The 21371-nt window shown below is 72.3% G+C and carries 19 protein-coding genes; 7 read left to right on the top strand and 12 right to left on the bottom strand.

The genetic code is table 11. The features are described 5' to 3' along the window. Window positions 1-43: 43 nt before the first annotated feature. Together AOM00_RS13905 and AOM00_RS13900 are read right to left on the bottom strand one after the other, a co-directional pair. A complete protein-coding gene (locus AOM00_RS13905) occupies window positions 44-517 on the bottom strand; it encodes a hypothetical protein (protein ID WP_062518372.1) in 474 nt (157 codons plus the stop codon). An 87-nt stretch (window positions 518-604) separates the two neighbouring features. After that, on the bottom strand, window positions 605-2923 hold the full coding sequence (locus tag AOM00_RS13900; protein ID WP_062518371.1) for a sodium-translocating pyrophosphatase: 2319 nt from the start codon (window positions 2921-2923) through the stop codon (window positions 605-607). 158 nt (window positions 2924-3081) lie between these two features. Here AOM00_RS13900 and AOM00_RS13895 point away from each other — a divergent pair, with 158 nt between their 5' ends. Together AOM00_RS13895 and AOM00_RS13890 are read left to right on the top strand one after the other, a co-directional pair. Continuing rightward, window positions 3082-3630: a sigma-70 family RNA polymerase sigma factor gene (locus AOM00_RS13895; RefSeq protein ID WP_062518370.1), complete on the top strand. Its 549-nt coding sequence runs from the start codon at window positions 3082-3084 to the stop codon at window positions 3628-3630. Between the two features lies 1 nt (window position 3631). Further along, complete coding sequence (locus tag AOM00_RS13890) at window positions 3632-5437, top strand: hypothetical protein (RefSeq protein WP_062518369.1); 1806 nt, start codon at window positions 3632-3634, stop codon at window positions 5435-5437. Between the two features lie 268 nt (window positions 5438-5705). On the opposite strand, the gene AOM00_RS13885 is transcribed toward AOM00_RS13890, so the two are convergent. Genes AOM00_RS13885 through AOM00_RS15855 form a run of 3 tightly spaced genes read right to left on the bottom strand, consistent with a single transcriptional unit; the run spans window position 5706 to window position 6570 of the window. Beyond that, the gene (locus AOM00_RS13885; protein ID WP_062518368.1) at window positions 5706-6077 is read right to left on the bottom strand and encodes a hypothetical protein; all 372 of its coding nucleotides are present in this window, start codon (window positions 6075-6077) and stop codon (window positions 5706-5708) included. Beyond that, a complete protein-coding gene (locus AOM00_RS13880; RefSeq protein WP_062518367.1) occupies window positions 6074-6409 on the bottom strand; it encodes a hypothetical protein in 336 nt (111 codons plus the stop codon). Before AOM00_RS13880 ends, AOM00_RS13885 begins: the two co-directional genes overlap by 4 nt. Beyond that, window positions 6406-6570: a DUF4244 domain-containing protein gene (locus tag AOM00_RS15855; RefSeq protein ID WP_228373513.1), complete on the bottom strand. Its 165-nt coding sequence runs from the start codon at window positions 6568-6570 to the stop codon at window positions 6406-6408. The genes AOM00_RS13880 and AOM00_RS15855 overlap by 4 nt, the downstream gene beginning before the upstream one ends. A gap of 172 nt (window positions 6571-6742) precedes the next feature. On the opposite strand from AOM00_RS15855, the gene AOM00_RS13875 reads away from it, so the two are divergent. Next, window positions 6743-8023, top strand: a complete 1281-nt coding sequence (locus AOM00_RS13875) for an ion channel protein (RefSeq protein ID WP_062518366.1) — start codon at window positions 6743-6745, stop codon at window positions 8021-8023. Window positions 8024-8033: 10 nt separating this feature from the next. Beyond that, on the top strand, window positions 8034-8792 hold the full coding sequence (locus tag AOM00_RS13870) for an Rv1352/Rv1906c domain-containing protein (protein WP_062518365.1): 759 nt from the start codon (window positions 8034-8036) through the stop codon (window positions 8790-8792). Here AOM00_RS13870 and AOM00_RS13865 read toward each other — a convergent pair. After that, the gene (locus tag AOM00_RS13865; RefSeq protein ID WP_062518364.1) at window positions 8789-9676 is read right to left on the bottom strand and encodes a type II secretion system F family protein; all 888 of its coding nucleotides are present in this window, start codon (window positions 9674-9676) and stop codon (window positions 8789-8791) included. The genes AOM00_RS13870 and AOM00_RS13865 overlap by 4 nt on opposite strands. Then, window positions 9673-10668 carry a TadA family conjugal transfer-associated ATPase gene (locus tag AOM00_RS13860; RefSeq protein WP_062518363.1) on the bottom strand — a complete coding sequence of 332 codons (996 nt, stop codon included), beginning with the start codon at window positions 10666-10668 and terminating at the stop codon, window positions 9673-9675. The genes AOM00_RS13865 and AOM00_RS13860 overlap by 4 nt, the downstream gene beginning before the upstream one ends. Before the next feature lie 132 nt (window positions 10669-10800). On the opposite strand from AOM00_RS13860, the gene AOM00_RS13855 reads away from it, so the two are divergent. Beyond that, window positions 10801-11598, top strand: a complete 798-nt coding sequence (locus AOM00_RS13855; RefSeq protein WP_062518362.1) for an HAD family hydrolase — start codon at window positions 10801-10803, stop codon at window positions 11596-11598. A 369-nt stretch (window positions 11599-11967) separates the two neighbouring features. Beyond that, window positions 11968-12930, top strand: a complete 963-nt coding sequence (locus AOM00_RS13850) for a hypothetical protein (protein ID WP_062518361.1) — start codon at window positions 11968-11970, stop codon at window positions 12928-12930. Between the two features lie 27 nt (window positions 12931-12957). On the opposite strand, the gene AOM00_RS13845 is transcribed toward AOM00_RS13850, so the two are convergent. Beyond that, a complete protein-coding gene (locus AOM00_RS13845; RefSeq protein WP_062518360.1) occupies window positions 12958-13233 on the bottom strand; it encodes a hypothetical protein in 276 nt (91 codons plus the stop codon). Window positions 13234-13349: 116 nt separating this feature from the next. Between AOM00_RS13845 and acs the strand changes: the two genes are divergently transcribed. Further along, complete coding sequence (gene acs / locus AOM00_RS13840) at window positions 13350-15350, top strand: acetate--CoA ligase (protein WP_062518359.1); 2001 nt, start codon at window positions 13350-13352, stop codon at window positions 15348-15350. 177 nt (window positions 15351-15527) lie between these two features. On the opposite strand, the gene AOM00_RS13835 is transcribed toward acs, so the two are convergent. The 4 genes from AOM00_RS13835 to AOM00_RS13820 all read right to left on the bottom strand — a co-directional run bounded on the left by AOM00_RS13835 (window position 15528) and on the right by AOM00_RS13820 (window position 21006). After that, window positions 15528-17183 carry a dipeptide ABC transporter ATP-binding protein gene (locus AOM00_RS13835; protein WP_062518358.1) on the bottom strand — a complete coding sequence of 552 codons (1656 nt, stop codon included), beginning with the start codon at window positions 17181-17183 and terminating at the stop codon, window positions 15528-15530. Further along, window positions 17183-18172 (bottom strand): ABC transporter permease, encoded by a 990-nt coding sequence (locus AOM00_RS13830; protein WP_062518357.1) that lies wholly within the window; start codon window positions 18170-18172, stop codon window positions 17183-17185. The genes AOM00_RS13835 and AOM00_RS13830 overlap by 1 nt, the downstream gene beginning before the upstream one ends. A gap of 1 nt (window position 18173) precedes the next feature. Next, window positions 18174-19268: an ABC transporter permease gene (locus AOM00_RS13825; RefSeq protein ID WP_062518356.1), complete on the bottom strand. Its 1095-nt coding sequence runs from the start codon at window positions 19266-19268 to the stop codon at window positions 18174-18176. 94 nt (window positions 19269-19362) lie between these two features. After that, window positions 19363-21006, bottom strand: coding sequence for an ABC transporter substrate-binding protein (locus tag AOM00_RS13820; RefSeq protein WP_062518355.1), 1644 nt, complete (start codon window positions 21004-21006; stop codon window positions 19363-19365). Window positions 21007-21371: the final 365 nt, after the last annotated feature.

Below are 21371 nucleotides of genomic sequence, written 5' to 3'. Positions count from 1 at the left end.
CATGTGCCTGTTCTACCCGAGATCCGCACCCGCGTCCGACCGGCTACTCGATCACCACGGTCGCCCCGTGACCCTCCAGGAGCAGACCCAGGTCCATCGCGGCCTCGTCCGCGAGGCCCGCGCGCACCACCAGGGGGCTCTTCGCGTCCTTGCGCTCCCCCAGCTCCTTCCATCCGAGCCCCGTGGACGCCTCCATGTAGACCGTCCACAGCACCCGCATCCGATGCTTCCCCCACGAGGTGAGGCGGACCGTCCGCTCCCCCGGCTCCCGCAGCGGAGCCACGGGGAAGCGCCACGGCTGAACGCGTGCCCGCATCCGGATGGACAGTCGAGCAAGGAGCGGCACCGCGATGGACATCCCGATCGATCTGGCGGAGCTGTAGCCGTCCTCGAGGACCCTGTCGACCAGCCACATCTCAGCCCAGAGGAGCGCGACGAGGAACACGGCCCAGGAGGCCAGGTCGCGCGTCGCCTGTCGTGAGCGCCGCGCGTGCTCGCGTTCGACCTCGCGGTTCATGGACCTGCCCCTCGACTCCTCGAGCAAGTCGAGATGGGCAAGTTCTACCAGCGATGGCGGTCCACGTGGAAGACGCGCGGGGACGCCCTACTGGAGCTCGCGCGCGGGCTCGTCGTGATGCTCCTCCGCCTCCGCTGCGTCGGCCTCGCTCGCGATGCCGCCCGCATGCGCTCGATGCGACGCGAGACCCACCGCGACCACCGCGACGATCGCGGCGACGGATGCGATCACGGTCCGCCACAGGCTGTTCGCGCCGTCGCCGTAGCTCAGCGCGACCACCGCGGGCGCGATGAGCAGCGCCACCAGGTTCATCACCTTGATGAGCGGGTTGATCGCGGGGCCCGCCGTGTCCTTGAACGGGTCGCCGATGGTGTCGCCGATGACCGTGGCCTCATGCGCGGCGGAGTTCTTGCCGCCGTGGTAGCCGTCCTCGACGATCTTCTTCGCGTTGTCCCACGAGCCGCCGGCGTTGGCGAGGAACACCGCCATGAGCACCCCCGTGCCGATCGCCCCGGCGAGGAAGCCTGCGAGCGCGCCGACGCCCAGCGCGAAGCCCACGAAGATGGGGGCCATCGCGGCCAGCAGGCCCGGGGTCGCGAGCTCGCGGAGCGAGTCGCGCGTGCAGATGTCGACCACGCGCCCGTACTCGGGACGCTGCGAGTAGTCCATGATCCCCGGCATCTCGCGGAACTGGCGGCGCACCTCGAAGACGATCGCGCCGGCCGCCCGTGTGACGGCGTCGATCGCGAGCCCGCTGAAGAGGAACACGGTGGCCCCGCCGATGATCACGCCCACGAGCGTGAGCGGGTGGATGATCTCGTAGCTGAAGTAGTCGGCGGCGTTCGCCGACGCCTGCTCGAGGGCGTGCGTCACGGCGTCCGAGTAGCTGCCGAACAGCGCGGTCGCCGCGAGCACCGCCGTCGCGATCGCGATGCCCTTGGTGATGGCCTTGGTGGTGTTGCCCACCGCGTCGAGATCGGTGAGCGTCTTCGCGGCCTCCTCGTCGACATCACCCGACATCTCGGCGATGCCCTGCGCGTTGTCGGACACCGGCCCGAACGTGTCCATCGCGACGATCACCCCGACCGTGGTGAGCAGCCCGCAGCCCGCGAGCGCCACCAGGAACAGCGCGAGCGCGATCGAGCCGCCCGAGACCGCGAAGAGGATGACGATCGCGCCGGCGACCACGGTCGCCGTGTACACCGCCGACTCGAGGCCCACGCCGATGCCCGAGAGGACCACCGTCGCGGCGCCCGTGAGCGAGGTGCGCGCCACGCGCCGTGTCGGGCGCTTCGCGGTGTCCGTGAAGTAGCCGGTGATCCACAGGATGAGGCCCGCGAGCCCGATGCCCACGAAGACCGCGACGGTCGCGATGACCCTCGGATCGCCGGACGCGTCCTCGACCGCGGAGCCGTCGAAGTCCGCGAACGTCGAGGGCAGGTAGACGAACGAGGCGATCGCGGCGAGCACCGCGCCCGCCACCGCCGCGGTGTAGAAGCCCCGGTTGATCGCCTTGAGCCCGGGCTCGTCGCCGCGGACCCTGGTGATCGCGACCCCGAGCGCAGCGACCAGGGCGCCGATCGCGGTGACGATCAAGGGGAACACGAGGCCCTGCTCGCCGAACGCCGCCTTGCCCAGGATCAGCGCCGCCACCAGGGTCACCGCGTAGGACTCGAACAGGTCCGCCGCCATGCCGGCGCAGTCGCCGACGTTGTCGCCCACGTTGTCGGCGATGGTCGCCGCGTTGCGGGGATCGTCCTCCGGGATGTGCTGCTCGACCTTGCCCACGAGGTCCGCGCCGACATCCGCCGCCTTGGTGAAGATGCCGCCGCCCACGCGCATGAACATCGCGAGCAGCGCCGCCCCGAAGCCGAAGCCCTCGAGCACGGCCGCGGCATCGTCCCGGTACAGGAAGACGACGGCGGCCGCGCCGCCGAGGCCCATGCCGACCACCGACATGCCCACCGCCCCGCCGGTCCGGAACGCGATGCGGGCGCCCTCGGCGCGTCCGCCCTGGCGCGTCGAGGCGGAGGCCACCCGGACGTTCGCGCGCACCGCGAGCCACATGCCCATGTAGCCGATGGTCGCGGAGCATCCCGCTCCCAGCAGGAAGAACAGGGAGCGGCCGATGCGCACGCCGGTGTCCCCCGGCAGGAGGAACAGCAGCGCGAACACCAGCGCGGCGAACAGCGCGAGGGTGCGCAGCTGCCGGCTCAGGTACGCGGAGGCCCCCTCCTGCACGGCGGTCGCGATGTCGTTCATCTTCTCCGTGCCGTCGGGCGCCTTGAGCACCTGGGCACGCAGCAGCCATGAGGCGAGCAGCGACACGGCGGCGATGATCCCGATCACGACGACGACGGTGAGGCTCCCCGAGGAGACCTCCACGGCGGTGGCGGCTGCGTGCATACGTCCTCCCTGACGTCTCCCCGACGCGACTCCGTTGTCGCGCCCGCAAGGGGTATTTCGCCACTCTAGGTGAAGAGACCGCGCCGTGGACGGTGCGCCCCAACGTTTCGGCCGCCCCCCGCGTCGATACTGCGAGGCACGACGAGGTGGGGGACGCGATGAGCGACTGGCGGGACACGATGAGCCAGCTGATGCGCGACCGCGAGCGCGCGCTGCTGGGGTACGCGTACCTCGTGTGCGGCAACGGTCATCTGGCGCAGGACCTGGTGCAGGACGCGCTGGTGCGCACGTTCGCGCATCCGCGCCCGGGGCTGACGGCGACCAAGGCCGAGGCGTACGTGCGACGCGCGATCACCACGGTCTACATCGACGGCTACCGCCGCGAGCAGCGCTGGCGCAGGGTGCAGCACCTGTTCCGACCCACCACGGAGTCGGTGGACCCCCTCGCGGGGGTCGAGGCCTCGGCGGACGTGCTCGAGGCGCTGGCGACCCTGACGCCACGGGAGCGGGCATGCGTGGTGCTGCGGTTCTTCGACGACCTCACGGTGCCGGACATCGCGCACCAGCTGGGCCTCGCGCCCGGCTCGGTCAAGCGGTACCTGCACGATGCGCTGGGCCGGCTCGAGCTCCTGCTGGGCCCGCTCGAGGACCACGACGAGGCCGATGCGGTGGATGTGTCCGCACGACGACGGAAGGAAGGCGACTGACATGAGGCTCTCGGAAGCGTTGAGGAGCGCCGCCGACCGCGCCCCGCTCGAGGGGATCGAGGTGGACGCCGCGCGCGCCCGCCGTCGCGTCGCCACGCAGCGCGGCCTGCGGATGGGCGCGAACGGCACGCTCGCGGGCGGCATGGTCGTGGTGCTCGGGTTCGGCGTGGCCGGCGCGATGGACGGCATGGCGGGCTCGATGGACAGCACCTCGGGCGAGGGCCGCGAGGAGGCGGCGGTCGCCGAGGACGGCGCGCTGGGCGGCACCGGCGACGCGGGCGACATGAGCGCCGAGGCCGATGCCGCGGGCGGCGGCGCCGCGTCCTCGCTCGCGTGGGGCCTGTGCGGCGAGGAGCTGCCCGAGCTCGGCACGGGCGACGACCCGCTCGCGACCATCGACGCCTCCGTCACCACCCCCGAGGTCTCCGACGGCGTGCTCGGCTTCGACGCAGGCCTCGCCTCGAGCGTCGACGCGACGTTCGAGACGTTCGGCATGAGCGGCGTGGTCCTGTGGGACGGCGTCGTGGTCGCGACGATCCCCGCCGTCGCCCGTGAGCCCGGCGAGTCCTACGGTTCCCAGCTGATGTCCGATGCGATCGGCATGGAGATGCGCGAGGAGCCGCTCGAGAACTGCTGGGACGGATCCGCGCTGCCCGCGGGCGACTACACGCTGGTGCTCACACAGGAGCTGTACGGCATCGAGCCGCTGGATGCCGAGCCGGCTCCCGAGCCCGCGCCTGCCGACGGCGGCGCCTCGGAGGAGCCTGGCCCGGTCGACGATGCCGCGACCGATCCCGGGATCGCGGCGGACGCCTCGATCCGCCTGGTGAGCGAGCCGATGCCGTTCACCGTCACGGGCGACGCGGAGGACGACCCGTTCGCGGCGTACCTCGGCGGGTCCGACGACCCCGCCCCGGTGCAGGTGGATCCTCCCGCGACGGAGCCGTCGAGCGCGGTGGACGACTCCGCGCTCGACCCGGGTACCGCCCGTGAGCTGTACCTCGCGGGCCTCGCCGGGGCCTGGGACATGGCGCCCGGGACGCAGCGTTGGACCGTGTCGAGCGACTGGTCGGGCGGGCTCGACGCGACGTGGTTCGGGTGCGGCAACGGCACGTTCCCCGCACGCTCGTCCGAGATCGACCTGCTCGGCGTGGAGGTCGACGCGCCCTCGGTCATCGACGTGAGCTACGGCTGGGTGATCGACGGCAACCCGCTGGTGTCCACGACGCTCACCAACACCTCCGACTGGGACCTCACGCAGTTCTGGGGTCAGAACGAGCTCCAGCTGATGCTCGTCCGCGACGGCAAGGTGGTCGCCGAGGGCTATGCGGTGGATCCCCACCGCGACGCCTACGCCGTCGACATGCTCGAGGCGGAGCGCGCCGAGGCCGACGGCACCGTCGACGTCGATCCGACGGCCACGCTGGCCGCGCATGCGAGCGACGCCGCGGAGTTCCTGTGGCGCGAGGTCGACGGCTGCTGGACGGACTCCGGCGCGAGCGAGGTCGAGCCCGGGACCTACACGCTGCTCGCGAGCCACTACCTGAGCGTGGGCGGCGGGGTCCTCACCATGGAGGACGGCTGGGGGACCGAGGACGAGGCGTGGCTCGGCGACGGCGATACCGACCTGGGGCTTGGGAGCAGCGAACCGCTCCTCACCCCCGACGACTCGGGCCTGGCCGCCACCGGAGGCCGCACCTCAGGCTCGAGCGCCGGGTCGGACGCGGCGATCGCGGTGGCACCGGACGCCTACGATGCGGTGGACTTCCAGGTCTGGACGTCGCTCGGCACGGTGACCGTGCGCTGACCGGCCGGCGGCCCGACGTCCCTGCATGATCACGGCACGGGCGCATACCGGACATCTCGGAATGCCGTCAAGGTTGCACGTGTGGGAAATGTCACATTCTACGCAGGGATCAACGGACACACCCGCCGCTGTTATGGAATTGTTGCCGTCCTACCGTATTGAATCGGTAGGACAGGCGCCGACGCGGGCGCCCACAGATTTCCTGACAGCGGCACGATCCCTCAGCCGTCCGGTGTCAGGAATACCGTCGGCGGCGGCCCGACCCCCCTCAGCCCGGGCCGCCGCCGACACCCTTCCATCCCGCTCGCGCCCGCGCCGTCCGGTCGCCGGACTCCACCGCGACCACCAGGTCGCCCGCGGGGTCGACCTCGCAGCGGACCATGCCTCCGCCTGCCTGGGCCGCCGCATAGGCAGCCGCGGCGCACGCGGGATCGGCGGGAGCCGTCGCACCGCGCGCCGCTGCGGCGCGCGTGACCGTGGCCCCCGCGATCGCGGCCGCGTCGGCAGCCGCCTGTGCGCGCGACCGGTCACCGATGCGCGCGACACCGGCCGCGAGGAGCATCACCACCCCCGCGACGACGATCACGACCGCCAGCGCGAGCACGGTGCCCGCGCCGGCATCGTCCCGGCGGCGCCTCACCCCGCCGCACCCTCGATCGGGAGCGCAGCCCGCGCGGACCGCGCACCCCAGGGCCAGCCCAGGTCCACCACCACCGTGAGCTCGACCCAGCCGTCGCTGCGCGCGACGGCGACCTCGGCCGTCCCACCCGCCGCACGCCGCGCCGCGGCGGCGCCGGCATCGTCACCCTCCACCGCGGCGGCCCGCACGCCCGCGAGAGCGGCGGCGGGCAGCGACACCCCCACGGCCGCTGCCTGGACGGCGGCGAGCAGCCACGCGAGCACGACGACCACGGCCGGCAGCGCGAGAGCGAGCTCCAGCGCGGCCGAGCCGCGGTCGCCGCGCCGCCTCATCCCCCGAGCGCGCTGCGCACGATGCCGACGAGCAGCTCGCGCACCTCGTCGGACTTGAGGATGATCACCAGCAGGCCGGCGAAGCCTGCCGCCGCGACGGTCACGAGCGCATACTCGACCGTCGCCATGCCCTCGTCGTCTCGCAGGTCCCTGCGGTCCATGGGGGCTCCTTTCTCGTGGGGCTTCCACCGTGCGCGACCGCAGCGACAGCCGCGCCGGGACGCTCGCGAACCTGCGAGAACATCCCGTGCCACCGGGCCTGGGGACATCGGACCGCCCTAGAGTGGCCGTCAGGGAGCATCGCCGCGCTCCGCCTCGCACCCAAGGGGGACCATGTCGCAGCACGCCAGCCCGGGACCTGGGGCGCTCGCGCGCAGCGCGGTCCCCGCCGCGATCCTCGGCGTCGCCGGCGCGCTCATCCTGTTCGGGGTGGACGCGATCGCGGAGGGTCTCCACCACGTGTGGTGGGACTCGCTGCCTCATGCCCTCGGCGTCGACGGCGAGGCCCGCTGGTGGGCCGCGCTGATCCTGACCGTCACCGGCGCGCTCGTGGGGCTCACCCTGTGGAAGGCGCCCGGCCATGGTGGTCACGACACCGCGACCGTGGACCTGGTCTCCACCCCTCTCCCCCTGCGCACCCTTCCCGGGGTCGCGGTCGCGCTCATCCTGGGCCTCGCGGGCGGGGTGAGCCTGGGCCCCGAGGGGCCGATCATCATGATCGCGACGGGCCTCGCGGTGCTCGCGTACCGGCGCCTGCTCCCCGATGTCCCGGTGCCGGTGGTGCTCATGATCTCGACCTCGGCGATGCTCGGAGCGATGCTCGGCACGCCGGTCGCCTCCGCGCTGGTGCTCACCTCGGTCATGGGCGGAGCGCAGCCGGGGCAGCTGTGGGACCGGCTGTTCGCCCCTCTGGTGGCGGCCGGCACGGGCGCGATGACCTACCACCTGCTCGGCGGCACCAGCTGGGACATGGGCCTGCCCGACTACGAGCCCGGCTGGATCGACCTCCTCACGGCCTCCGTGGTCGCGACCGCGGGAGGCGCCGTCGGCGCCCTCGCGGCCTACGCCTTCACGCCCGCGCACCGGCTCGCACGCAGGCTGCGCCACCCCGTCGCCTACGCGACCGTGGGCGGTGCCGTGCTGGGAGCGCTGGCCCTCATCGGCGGTCAGATCACCATGTTCAAGGGCGCGGAGCAGACCGCCGAGATCCTCGCGGAGCGCGAGGAGTACGGGATCGGCGCCCTCGTGGTGATCGTGCTGGTCAAGCTCGCGGCGATCGTGGTCTCGGGCGCCTCCGGCTTCCGCGGCGGACGGATCTTCCCCGCGCTCTTCACGGGTGTCGCGTTCGGGCTCCTCGCGCATGCCGTCGTGCCGGGGATGTCGCTCACGCTCGCGGTGGCCGCAGGCGTCCTCGGCGTGCTGTTCGCGATCGGCCGCGACGGATGGATCGCGCTGTTCGGCGCTGCCCTGATCTGCGGCTCCGCGACGGTGCTGCCCATCCTCTGCATCGCGGTGCTTCCCGTGTGGCTCCTCCTCACGCGCGTGCCCCACATGCTCGTCCACGTCGAGCCCGCGCCCGACACCACGGAGGCCCGGCCGGAGAGCGCCCGCTAGAGTCCCGTCCATGCGAGCGCGCGCATCGTCCCTGATAATCCTTCCGGTCATCATCGCCTCCCTCGCCCTCGAGGGCTGCTCCTCCGCAGGCTCCGCGCCCCCGGCGACGTCGGCGTCGCCCACGCCGACCGGCGCGGTCGCCGCAGCCTCGCCTCTTCCGACGGATCCCGCCTCGGGGCTGCCGACGGCCTTCGACGATGCCGGCATGGGCGAGCTCGATGCGGAGGACCTGGTCGCGGGGGTCGATATCGCCCCGGGCACCTACCGCACCGGCGCGCTCGAGATCGAGGACGACGGCGATCGCGGCGCGCTGTTCGACCATTCGTGCAAGTGGCGTGTAAGGGAAGGCGGGACCAGCGCCTTCGACGGCATCGTCGCGGCGGGCAACAACGATCTGGGCCGCCCGACATTCACCCTTGTCGAGGGCCAGAGCGTGGTGTCGCTCAGGTGCGGCCGCTGGGACCTGGTCGACGAGTCGACGCTGTTCGCCGGCCCCGAGCAGGCCCCCACCGCGATCGGGGACGGCATCTGGCTGGTCGGCGAGGACCTCGCGCCCGGGACCTGGCGCGCGAACGGCACCGGCGATCCCGAGGACCCCGACGAGTGGTGCGGCTGGGAGGTCGACACGCACTGGCGGGACGAGCTCGCGGAGATCGTCGAGCTCGGGTTGTCCCAGGGCGAGCATCACGAGCTGGTGCTCGAGACCGGGCAGCAGCTCCGCTCCGACGGATGCGACGGCTGGACGCGGATCGCCGCCCCTCCCGCCTAGCCACCGCGACCTGTCGCGCCCCCGAGCGTCCCTCCCACCACCGCGACGAGCAGGGGAAGCAGCCCGACCACCACGAAGGCCGGCAGCAGGCAGAGGGTGAGCGGCAGCGCGACCCTCACCCCCAGCTCGCCCGCGGCCACCGCGGCCTCCGTGCGCGACAGCCGTGCCGCCGTCTCGGCCACCGCCATCAGGGATGGGACGGGGCTCGCACCGGCCGCGACCGCGGGGAGCACAGCGCGCGCCACGGGTTCCCAGCGCGACCCGGGCGGAGGTGGACGGCCGCCCGCACCGGGAAGTGCGAGCGCGACCTCGCCGAGGCCCGGCTCCCCCAACGCCTCCCCGACTGCGCGCAGCGCATCCCCGACCGGCGCTCCGGCCCCCAGCGCGGCACCCACGAGCGCCGCGGCCGCCACCACCGCATCGTGCTCCCCACCCGTGCCCTCGGCACGACGGACGATGCGTCGCGTCCAGGCGCGTCCGGCCCACGTCAGCATCGCGCCGAGCGCGAGCAGCACCCACCCGAGAGGTGTCGCAGCGAGCACGCCGAGCGTCCGGGGGTCGACGAGCGCGCCGAGCCCGATTCCCGCGAGCGGCAGCCAGGAGAGGACACGCGCGCTCAGGCGGGGCCCGGCGAGCGCGGCACGGCGCAGCGCCTCGGACTCCCGCCGGTCCGCGGCGGCGCGCGCGATCGCGAGCAGCATGGCGCTGAGAGGAGCACCCGTGCGCGCGGCGAGGTCCGCGGCCGCCGCGACCGCACGGTCGAGACCGCCCGCCGGGGACGACGGCAACGCGACCCCGGCCCGCTCCCATGCCTCCGCCACGGGCAGGCCCGCGCGCAGCAGCCCCACCACGCGGGGCAGGGACTCGTCCCAGCCCTCGCTCATGCGGTGCGGCCCTCCGCGAGCGCGCGAACCCCCATCCACGCGGGCCCGAAGCGCAGGGAGGCTCCGTCCGGCACCGCCGCGGTCGCCACCCGCAGCTCCGGTCCCGCCGCCTCGAGGCGTGCGACCTCCGCGACGCGACGGCCCGCGGCGCCTCGCTCGACGTGGACGACCACCGCGAACGCCGCCCCCGCCTGCGAGGCGAGCTGCGCGGCCGTCAGCCCCGCCAGCATCGCGAGCGAGGCGAGCCGCGCCGGGACGTCCGCGGCGGAGTTCGCGTGGACCGTCGTGAGGGATCCGCGATGGCCCGTGTTCGCCGCCGCGAGGACCTCGCGGAGCTCGGCTCCGCGGCACTCCCCGAGCACGATCCGGTCCGGACGCATGCGCAGCGCCTCGCGGACCAGCCGGGCCAGCGCGATGCCGCCCGCGCCCTCGACGTTCGGCCTACGCTCGACCAGGCGCACCACGTGGGGGTGGCTCACCGCGATCTCCCCCGCCTCCTCGATCAGCACGATGCGCTCGGTCGGCTCCACGAGCGCGAGCAGGGAGGCGAGCAGGGTGGTCTTGCCTGCGCCGGTGCCGCCCGACACCAGGAGGGGCACGCGCGCCCGCACGAGCGCCGCGAGCAGGTCCGCGAGCTCGCGCCCGAGCATGCCCGCAGCGACCAGGTCCGCGAGCGCGAAGGGCACCTCGCGCACGCGGCGGAGGGAGATCGCGGTGCAGCCGTCGGCGACGGGCGGGATCACGGCGTGCAGCCGCGTGCCGTCGGCGAGGCGGGCGTCCACGGTGGGCTCCGCATCGTCCAGGCGCCGGCCGGCGGAGGCCGCGAGCGCGACCGCGAGCTCGCGCACCTCCTCGGGACCGGCGAGCCCGAGGGGGCGGCGTTCGAGCCCGCCGCCACGGTCGATCCACGCCGACGCGGGATCGTGGACGAGCACGTCCGTCACGCCGGGCAGCGCGAGGAGCGGCGCGAGGACGTCGGTGGGGGAGGTCACGGGGACCACGGTGGTCCGGGTCGACGGCGCGCGCGGGCACCGGGCGCCTCGCCGTGGACCGCGTCCAGGCGGCGCAGGCCTGTGCGCATCGGCCCGCCGGGCGCCGTCGGCGCACCCCGTTAGAGTGACGCCATGGAGGCAACCGGATCGCCCCGCAGCGCGGCGTTCTTCGACCTGGACAAGACCATCATCGCGAGGTCCTCGTCCATGGCTTTCTCGCGCTCGTTCTTCGAGGGTGGCCTCATCACGCGGACCAAGGCGCTCCGCACCGCCTTCGCGCAGTTCCTCTTCGAGGTGGGCGGCGCGGATGAGAGGCAGACCTCCCGTCTGCGCGACGCCCTGAGCGAGCTCGTGGCCGGATGGGACGTCGCGCACGTCGAGGGGATCGTGGCGGAGACCCTGCACGAGCACATCGACCCGATCGTGTACCGCGAGGCGCTCGACCTCATCCACCGCCACCAGGCGAACGGCCGCGACGTGGTGATCGTGAGCGCGTCCGCGTACCAGGTGGTCGAGCCCATCGCGAGGCTCCTGGGCGCCGATGCCGTGGTGGCCTCGCGCATGGAGGTGGCGGACGGGCGCTTCACGGGCGAGATCTCGTCGTACGCCTACGGCCCGGCCAAGGCGGAGGCCATCCGGGACCTCGCGCGCGAGCACGGCTACGACCTCTCGCGCTCCTACGCGTACTCCGACTCGATCACCGACGCGCCCATGCTCGACGCCGTCGGTCACGGCTTCGCGGTGAACCCCGACAGGACCATGCGCCGGGCCGCACGCCGCCATGGGTGGGGGATGCTCGTGTTCCGCCGTCCCGTGGGGCTGCGCTCCCACGCACGGACACGTCCGGCCGTCGTGGTCGGCATCGTGGCTGTGGCACTTGTCACCTTGTGGGGCTTCTCACTGGCCGCTCGCCGCGACCGGGAGGCCTGAGCGCGGTACCGTCCCCTCAGGGGGAACCCGCTGCCGAGACGGCCGTCACCGTCGCACGCTCCGGGTGACAGGTATCGATCGGGGGCACTCATGAACAAGACGCTGATGGGCGCCCTCGTGGGCGTGATGGGCCTCGCGCTCGGCTTCGGGGCCGGGTGGCTCTGGGACAGCGTGGCGGCCGCGACCTCCTGATCCTGGAGCCCGCACCCGCGGCTCCCGCGCGGGTCCCCGGGCAAGCCCCCGCGGCGGCCCTGCCGCCGGCCCCCGGGCCCGGGCGAGCCGCATCGGACATGCCGCGCAGATGACGTATCCTCGCCACAGCCCCCTCGCGTCGACGGAGGGCTGAGCCCACCCCTGCCGAGGACATCCATGCGCAAGTTCCTTCTCGCCCTCGCGGCACTCGTGGTCGCCGTCGCCTCCGCCGCAGCGGGGTGGTTCGGGGTGAAGGCATGGAAGGCGTCGCAGGCCACGGGCGAGTCGCCGAGCACCGCGAGCCCGAGCGCCGCGGCCACGAGCGGCGACACCGTCGACCTCACGTTCCGCGTGTCCGAGGTCGACGCGTCCGTCGAGGGCCTGTTCGAGCCCCCCGCGTGCGGCGACACGTGGACGCCCTCCTCCGACCAGGCGAACGGCGTCCTCCCCAAGGTCGACGCCTCGCTGCGCCAGGTCGCGGGCACGGACACGGTCACCGTGGTGCCCGGGTACACCACCGAGACGGCAGGGCTGGGCTTCCTCGCCTCGGAGGGCAGCATCATCGTGACGCGTGACGATGTGGTGGTGACGCCGGGATGGGGCGCGGAGTTCGTGCCCGAGTACTACGTCGCCACGCCCGGCGAGACCACCCTCACCCAGAGCAACGTCGAGTTCACCGGCGCCACGCTGTGCGATGTCGCGGACGAGCTGAACGAGATCTGGGAGGGCTTCGACTGGTCGACGGCCACCGAGGACGAGATCACCGCCAAGCAGGACGAGACCGCGGCGTTCAACGCGGAGCACGCAAGCCTCACTCCCGGCACGTACCGCGTGTACCAGTGGTCCCCGATCATCCTCGGCGAGCCCGCCGCGATCGCACGCGTGCTCTCCGAGGAGGGCATCACGGGTCTCGCGGGGCTCCAGTACAACGCCGGCTACACGGCGCTCTACGACGACCCTCTGGTCCAGGAGCACTGCACCGACCAGCTCGACGCCGAGGGCAACCTGCTGTCGCGCAACTGCGACGTCCCGGAGGACGTTCTCGCCGAGGCGCTCGAGCGCGCCGTGCCGGTCGAGTACATCGCGGACGTCCCGCCCGCCGTCGCCTTCTCGCTCGCGGCGGAGTTCACGGTCGAGTAGCCCGCACAGCGCGCTCGAGCGGCGCGCTCAGCCGCTCTTGCGACGGAACTCCTGATGCGGATGCGCCGTGCCGTTGCCGTGCAGGTGGGTGCCCGGGCCGGTCGCCGAGCCCTGCACCCCTCCGCCCTGACCGTCGTTGCCGACAGCGGCGGCCATGGCCTCCTGCGCGTCGCCGTCCTTGACGGCCGCCAGGAAGTCCTCCGCCGGCCCCTCGCGCAGCATCTTCGCGAGCTTGCCGTGATGGAAGATGTGCACCTCGCCGTTGGTGCGGGTGCGGTAGTCGAATCCCTCTGGAGCGCTCATCGGTCCAGCGTCGCATGCACACGAGCGATCCGCGCGGCGAGCATCGAGACCGGTCTTTACCAGGCAATCTAACAAACGCTTCACACGCCCGGGACCTACGTCCTAGGGTGACGCGCATGGACAACGTCGCCCATACCCTCGAGAACCTCCACCACGAGTCGCGGTCCTTCCGGCCGCACGCCGCGTTCGCCGCGCACGCGAACGCCACCTCCTACGAGTACAAGAAGGCCGGGGTCGACAGGCTCCAGTACTGGCGCGAGGCCGCGCTGCGGCTCGCCTGGAAGACCCCCTTCACCGAGATCCTCGACTGGTCCGACGCGCCTGTGTCGCGCTGGTTCCACGACGGCACGCTCAACGCCTGCGACAACGCGGTCGACCGCCACGTGCGCGAGGGACGCGGCGATCGCGTCGCCTTCCACTTCGTCGGCGAGCCCGGCGACACCCAGACCCTCACGTACGCGGACATCCACGAGCGCGTGCAGAAGGCCGCGAACGGCCTGCTCAGCCTCGGGGTCGGCACGGGCGACCGCGTCGCGATCTACCTTCCGCAGATCCCCGAGGCCGTGGTCGCGATGCTCGCGTGCGCGCGCATCGGCGCCATCCACTCGGTGGTCTTCGGCGGCTTCAGCGCGGAGAGCCTGCGCCAGCGCATCGACGACGCCGAGGCGAAGCTGGTCATCACCGCCGACGGCGGCAACCGCCGGGGCCAGCACCTCGCGCTCAAGCCGCTGGTCGACGAGGCCCTCGCGAGCCACGGCGAGGGCACCGCGCACCCGGAGCCCTGCGCCTCCGTCGAGCACGTCCTGGTGGTGCGGCGCACCGGCCAGGAGACCGCCTGGACCGAGGGGCGCGACGTCTGGTGGCACGATGCGGTGGACCCGCAGCCCGCCGAGCACGAGCCCGTGTGGGTCGAGGCCGAGCACCCGCTGTTCATCCTCTACACCTCCGGCACCACCGGCACACCCAAGGGGCTGTGGCACTCGACGGGCGGCTACCTCACGGGCGCCGCCCACACGCACCGCATCGTCTTCGATCTCAAGCCGGAGACGGATGTCTACTGGTGCACGGCCGACGTGGGCTGGATCACGGGGCACAGCTACATCGTCTACGGGCCCATGATCAACGGCGCCACCCAGGTGCTCTACGAGGGCACCCCCAACACCCCGCACGAGGGCCGCTGGTGGGAGATCGTCGAGCAGTTCAAGGTGACCATCCTCTACACCGCGCCCACCGCGATCCGCACGTTCATGAAGTGGGGCGAGGCGATCCCCCGGCAGTACGACCTCAGCTCGCTGCGCCTGCTCGGGTCCGTGGGCGAGCCCATCAACCCCGAGGCCTGGATGTGGTACCGCCGCGTCATCGGCGGCGACCGCTGCCCCATCGTCGACACGTGGTGGCAGACGGAGACGGGCGCGATCATGATCTCCCCGCTCCCGGGCGTGACCTCGACCAAGCCCGGCTCGGCGATGACGCCGATCCCGGGCATCAGCGTCGAGGTGGTGGACGATGCGGGGCGTCCGGTCGGCAACGGCGAGGGCGGGTACCTGGTCATCACCGAGCCGTGGCCGTCGATGCTGCGCGGCATCTGGGGCAACCGGCATCGTTATGTCTCCACCTACTGGAACCACTTCGACGGGATGTACTTCGCGGGCGACGGCGCCAAGAAGGACGTCGACGGGGACCTGTGGCTGCTCGGGCGCGTCGACGACGTCATGAACGTCTCGGGCCACCGGCTCACCACCACCGAGATCGAGCACTCGCTGGTCGCGCACCCCTGGGTCGCGGAGGCCGCGGTGGTCGGCGCCTCGGACGAGGTGACCGGGCAGGCCGTGGTGGCGTTCGTCATCGTCCGCGGCGACGCCCACGGGTTGCCGTCGGACGGCGAGGAGGTGGCCGCTGCGCTGCGCGAGCACGTGCGCCGGCAGATCGGCTCGCTCGCCAAGCCGCGCACCATCCTGGTGGTGTCGGAGGTGCCCAAGACGCGCTCCGGGAAGATCATGCGGCGGCTGCTGCGCGACGTGGCCGAGGACCGCCCGACCGGCGATGTCACGACCCTCGCGGACCCATCCGTCATGGACGCGATCCGCACCGGGTTGGAGGCGGGCTCCGGGGACTGAGCCGGCTCAGGCCGGGCCCGCCCCGTCCCGCGCCTCGGCTCGACTCGGCGCGGCTCGGCTCGGCGCGGTCACCCGTCCTGGTGACCGCGCCGAAAAGCGCATCGCGGGGACGCACGGTACTGGTGGCGCCAGGGCCCCAGTACCGAGCGTCCCGAGTGGCGGAGGGAGGGGCGTCGGTCAGCCGCTGAGCGCCGCCCACTCCTCGCGGCGCCTCGCCTGCTCGACCGGGTCCGGCACCGGCAGCGAGGCCAGCAGACGCTGCGTGTAGGGATCCTTGGGCGCGCCGAGAACCTCGGCACCCGTGCCCTCCTCGACCAGGCGGCCGCGGTGCAGCACGCCGATGCGGTCCGCGAGCATGTCCACCACCGCGAGGTCGTGGCTGATGAACAGCGTCGCGAAGCCGAAGCGCTCCTGGAGCTCGATGAACAGCTCCAGCACACGCGCCTGCACCGAGACGTCCAGGGCAGACGTCGGCTCGTCCGCGATGAGGAGCTTGGGGTCGAGCGCGAGCGCGCGGGCGAGCGACGCCCGCTGACGCTGCCCTCCCGAGAGCTCATGCGGGTAGCGGTCCCCGAACGCCGCGGGCAGCTGCACCGCCTCGAGCAGCTCGTCGACCTTGCCGCGCGCGTCGCCGGGCCGCTTGGCCTGCCCGTGCACGATGAGCGGCTCGGCGACGTTGTCGGCGATGGTGAGCAGCGGGTTGAAGCTGGTGGCCGGATCCTGGAAGACGAAGCCGATGTCACGCCGCTTGAGCCGGAACTCGCGCTCCTTGACCCCCAGCATCTCGGTACCGAGCACCTGGAGCGAGCCTCCCGCGACGGGGGTGAGGCCCGCGATCGCGCGGCCGATGGTCGACTTGCCCGAGCCGGACTCGCCCACCAGGCCCAGCACCTCGCCGGGCGCGATCGAGAAGCTCACCTCGTGCACCGCACGGAAGGTGGAGCGCCGGCCGAAGCGGCCGGGGTACTCGATGATGAGGTCCTTGGCGACCACGAGCGGCGCCGGGGTGTCCTCCGGCAGCGGCGGCCGGTCGGCCGCCTCGAGCCGAGGCACGGCATCGAGCAGCCGTCGCGTGTACTCGTGCTGAGGCGCGGCGAAGATGTCGGCGACCGGCGCGGTCTCGACGACCTCGCCGTGCAGCATCACCGCGACGCGGTCCGCGAGATCCGCCACCACGCCCATGTTGTGGGTGATGAGCACGATCGCGGTGCCCTCCTCATCGCGCAGCTGGCGCAGGAGCGCGAGGATCTCGGCCTGCACGGTCACGTCGAGGGCCGTGGTGGGCTCGTCCGCGATGATCACGGCGGGCTGCATCGCGAGCGCCATGGCGATGACGATGCGCTGCTTCTGGCCGCCCGAGAACTGGTGCGGGTAGTCGTTGACGCGCCGTTCGGGCTCCGGGATCCCGACGCGCCGGAGCATGGCGACGGCCTTGGCCTTCGCCTCCGCCTTGGAGATGCGGCCGTGCGCGCGCAGGCCCTCCGCGAGCTGCCACCCGACGCTGAACACCGGGTTCAGCGCCATGGACGGCTCCTGGAAGATCATCGCCGCCTTCTCGCCGCGCAGCCGGCGGAGCCCCGACGCGTCGAGCTCGACCACATCGGTGCCGGAGACCACCACCGCGCCGTCGGTGACCGCGGTGGGTCCCAGCAGCCCCAGGATGGTGCGCGCCGTGACGGTCTTGCCGCTGCCCGACTCGCCCACGATCGCGAGCACCTCGCCCGGGCGGACGTCCAGGCTCACCCCGCGCACGGCGTGCACATCGCCGCCGTCGGTCGCGAAGGTGACGTTGAGATCGCGGATCTCGACCGCGTTCGTGCTCTCGCCTGCCATCACTGCACCTCTCCCAGCTCTTCACGGGCGACGGGCTCCGACTGCGCGACCGCATCGGCCGGCGTGCCCTTGCCCCGGCGGCGCGCCCGCAGGCGCGGGTCCGCGAGGTCGTTGAGGCTCTCGCCGATGAGCGTGATGCCCAGCACGGCGAGGACGATCGCGATGCCCGGCGGGACAGCCGTCCACCAGATCCCCGCGGCGACATCGCTGATGGACTTGTTGAGGTCGAAGCCCCACTCCGCGGCGGACGTCGGCTCGATGCCGAGCCCCAGGAAGCCCAGCGCCGCGAGGGTCAGCACGGCCTCGGCCGCGTTGAGCGTGACGATCACGGGCAGCGTGCGCGTCGAGTTGCGCAGGACGTGGCGGAACATGATGCGGGGGGTCGAGGCGCCGATCACCTTGGCCGACTCGATGAAGGCCTCCGCCTTCACCCTGACCACCTCGGCGCGGACCACGCGGAAGTACTGCGGGATGAACACGACCGTGATCGAGATCGCGGCCGCGAAGACGCCAGACCACAGGCCCGACTGGCCACCGGAGATCGCGATCGCGGCGACGATCGCGAGCAGCAGCGTCGGGAAGGCGTAGATCGCGTCGGCGACCACCACCAGCACCCGGTCGACCCAGCCGCCCAGGTAGCCCGACACGAGCCCCAGCAGGATGCCCACGAACACCGACAGCAGCACCGCGACGATGATCACGAGCAGCGCGGTCCGCGCTCCCCAGATCACGCGCGAGAGGACGTCGTAGCCGCCTACCGTGGTGCCGAGCCAGTGCTCGGCGGAGGGCGCCTGCTGGGCGCCGAAGTTGCCGGACTCGTCCGACAGCTGGGAGTAGCCGTAGGGCGCGAGGACGGGTGCGAGGGTCGCGAGGACCAGGAACACGCCGGTGAGCGCGAGCCCGGCGACCAGCATCCCGCGCTGCAGGCCGACGGCCTGGCGCAGCTGGTGGACGACCGGCAGCCGGCCGAGGAGGCGGGAGCCTGCCATGTCAGTACCTCACCCTCGGGTCGATCAGGGCCGCGATGATGTCGACGATGAAGTTGGCGAGCGCGACGATGATGGCGATGAGGGCGACGATGCCCTGGACGGCGACGAAGTCGCGCGCCTGCAGGTACTTCGCGAGCTGGAAGCCGAGCCCCTGCCACTCGAAGGTGGTCTCGGTGAGCACCGCGCCGCCCAGCATGAGGGCGATCTGCAGGCCGATCACGGTGATGATCGGGATGAGCGCCGGCCGGTAGGCGTGGGTGCGGAGCAGGCGGGACTCGCTGACCCCGCGGGAGCGCGCGGCGTCGATGTACGGCATGTTGTGGGTGCCGATGACGTTGGTGCGCACGAGCCGCAGGAAGATCCCCGCGGTGAGCAGCCCGAGCGTCATCGCGGGGAGCACCGCGTGCGACAGGACGTCCCACACGTACTCGCCGTTGCCGCTGCGGATCGCGTCGATGAGGTAGATGCCGGTGCCGCCTTCGCGCCCGAGCGCGAGCTCGGTGCGCACGCCCGCGCGGCCCGACACGGGGAACCATCCGAGCCAGACGGAGAACACGAGCTTGGCGACCAGGCCCGCGAAGAACACGGGCGTCGCGTAGAAGAAGATGGCGCTCACGCGCAGGGCGGCGTCGGGCCAACGGTCGCGGTTGGCGGCCGCGATGAGACCGAACGGGATGCCGATGAGGAACGCGACGACGAGCGAGTAGGTCACCAGCTCGAGGGTCGCCGCGCCGTACTCCGCGAGCACGGTCGTGACCGGCTGGTTGTCGGTGATGGTGTTGCCGAAGTCCAGCGTGAGGATCTGGCCCAGGTACTCGAGGTACTGGACGATCAGCGGACGGTCGTAGCCGGCCTCGTGGATCCGCTCCGCGAGCTGGTCGGCCGGGAGCCTCCCGCCCAGCGCGGCGGTGATCGGGTCGCCGGTGAGCCGGATGAGGAAGAAGACGAGCGTCACCAGGATGAGCACCGTCGGGATCATGAGCAGGAGCCGCACCAGGACGTAGCGTCCGAATCCGCCGCCGCGGGCGACCTTGGGTGCGAGTGCGGGCGGCGGTCCGGAGACCGCGCCCGCGGCGACGTCAGTCGTCGTCGACATGGGGTACCTCACTTTTCCGGGAGCACTCTCCCGGGATGGGATGGGCAGACCGATGGGGCAGCCGGCTGGCCGGCTGCCCCATCGGCACGATGCCCTACTTCGTCAGAGGAGCGAAGCGGAACTTGAACGACGCGTCGAGGGTGACGCCCGAGACGTCGGAGCCCGCGACCGCGACCTGCGCGCCCTGCAGCAGCGGCAGGGTCGAGAGGTCGCCCGCGACGGTGTCCTGGATCTCCTCGATGAGCGCGGTGCGCTCGGCGGGGTCCGTGGTGACGGCCTGCGCGAGGATCATCTCGTCCACGTCGGGGTTCGAGTAGTGGTTGCCCAGGAAGTTCTCCGTGAGGAAGAACGGCGTGAGGTAGTTGTCCGCGTCCGAGTAGTCCGGGAACCAGCCGAGCTGGTAGGCCGGGTACACGTCGGCGGTGCGGTCCTCGGAGTACTGGACCCACTCGGTCGACTTGAGGTCGACCTCGAACAGGCCGCTGGCCTCGAGCTGCGACTTGACCAGGGCGTACTCGTCACCGGACGAGGGGCCGTAGTGGTCGGGGTTGTACTGCAGGCTCAGCTTGACCGGGGTCTCCACGCCGGCGTCGGCGAGGGTCTGGGCGGCCTTGTCCGCATCCGGGGCGCCCGCACCGTCGCCGTAGAGCTCCTTGAGCGACTCGGTGGCGCCCGCGAAGCCCTCGGGGACGTACGAGTAGAGCGGCGTGTAGGTGCCCTTGTAGACCTGCTCCGAGATCGCGTCGCGGTCGATCAGGTCGGCCGCCGCCTGACGGACCGCGAGCGCCTTGGCCTCATCGGCCTCCGGGGTCGCCGCGCCGTAGGGCTGCGTGTCGAAGTTGAACACGATGTAGCGGATCTCGCCACCGGGGCCGTTGATGACCTGCACCGCGTCGTTGCCCGAGAGGTCCTCGACGTCGGTCGCCGACAGCGAGCGGTACGCCACGTCGATGTCGCCCTCCTGGACGGCGAGCTTGAGGTTCGACGACTCGGCGAAGTAGCTGAGGATCACGCCGCCGTTGACCGGGGCCGCAAGGAGGCCCTGGTAGGACTCGTTGGGCGTGAACTCGACCGTCTTGTTGAAGTCCCACGACGTGATCGTGTACGGGCCGGCGAAGGCGTTGCCCGCGACGATGTCCGCGTCGGGCGTGATCGCATCGGCCGCGAAGACCTCCTCGTCGACGATCGCGCCGGGGAAGCTCGTGAGGATGAAGGGGAAGACCTGGTCGTCCGCCGTCTTGAGGTGGAACACCACGGTGGTGTCGTCGGGCGTCTCGACGCTGTCGAGGTTGTAGAGCAGGCTCGACGCGCCGTTGGGGTCCGCGATCGCGAGGTTGCGGTCGAAGGAGAACTTGACGTCCGAGGAGGTGAGCGCGTTGCCGTTCGCCCAGGTGAGGCCCTCGGGAAGCGTGACCGTGTACTCCGTCGGCGAGGTGAACTCGGCGGTCTCGGCGAGGTCGGGGACCACGTCGGTGCTGTTGTAGTCCGTGTTGACCAGGTACGGGAAGACCTGGGTCTGGACCGCGAGCGAGCCGTTGTCGTAGGAGCCGGCCGGGTCGAGCGTGGTGACCTTGTCGGTGGTGCCGACGATCAGCGCCTCGCTGGTCGAGCCGCCGTCGGCGGGCTCGCCGCTCGCGTCGGAGTCGGAGTCGCCGCCGGAGCAGGCGGCGAGCGTCAGCGCCGTGACGGCGATGCCGGAGACCACGGCAGCGCGGCGCAGGTGGGACGGGTTCCGCATGGGTGTTGCCCTCCTCGAGTGGATGTCGACCGCCGGCTCGGCGCGCGCCGGTCGTGGCACAGGATCCTGGCACGACGCCCGGGCCGGATCGCCGACGGAGGGCGATGTTTTACATTCCTGAAACCTTCGCCGTCGAAAGCCCCGTACGACGTGACCGAATCGTTACGGTCACGGTCCACGATGTGGACGTACCGTGGTCCGGTCAGGAGGTCACGATGCGCCTGTCCCCGTCCCGCCCCGTGACCGCGATCGCGGTCCTCACGCTCGCAGCAGCGCTGTCCGCCTGCGGCGGCGACGCCGAGGCGCCCTCCGTCTCATCAATTGAGACGGACGCCACCGTGGTCGAGGTCTCGGCGACCGAGTAC

This window comes from Demequina gelatinilytica (assembly GCF_000971115.1).
Classification (GTDB): domain Bacteria; phylum Actinomycetota; class Actinomycetes; order Actinomycetales; family Demequinaceae; genus Demequina; species Demequina gelatinilytica.
Note: the sequence above shows the minus strand (reverse complement) of the source record. Positions and strands in the feature narration are given on the sequence as shown.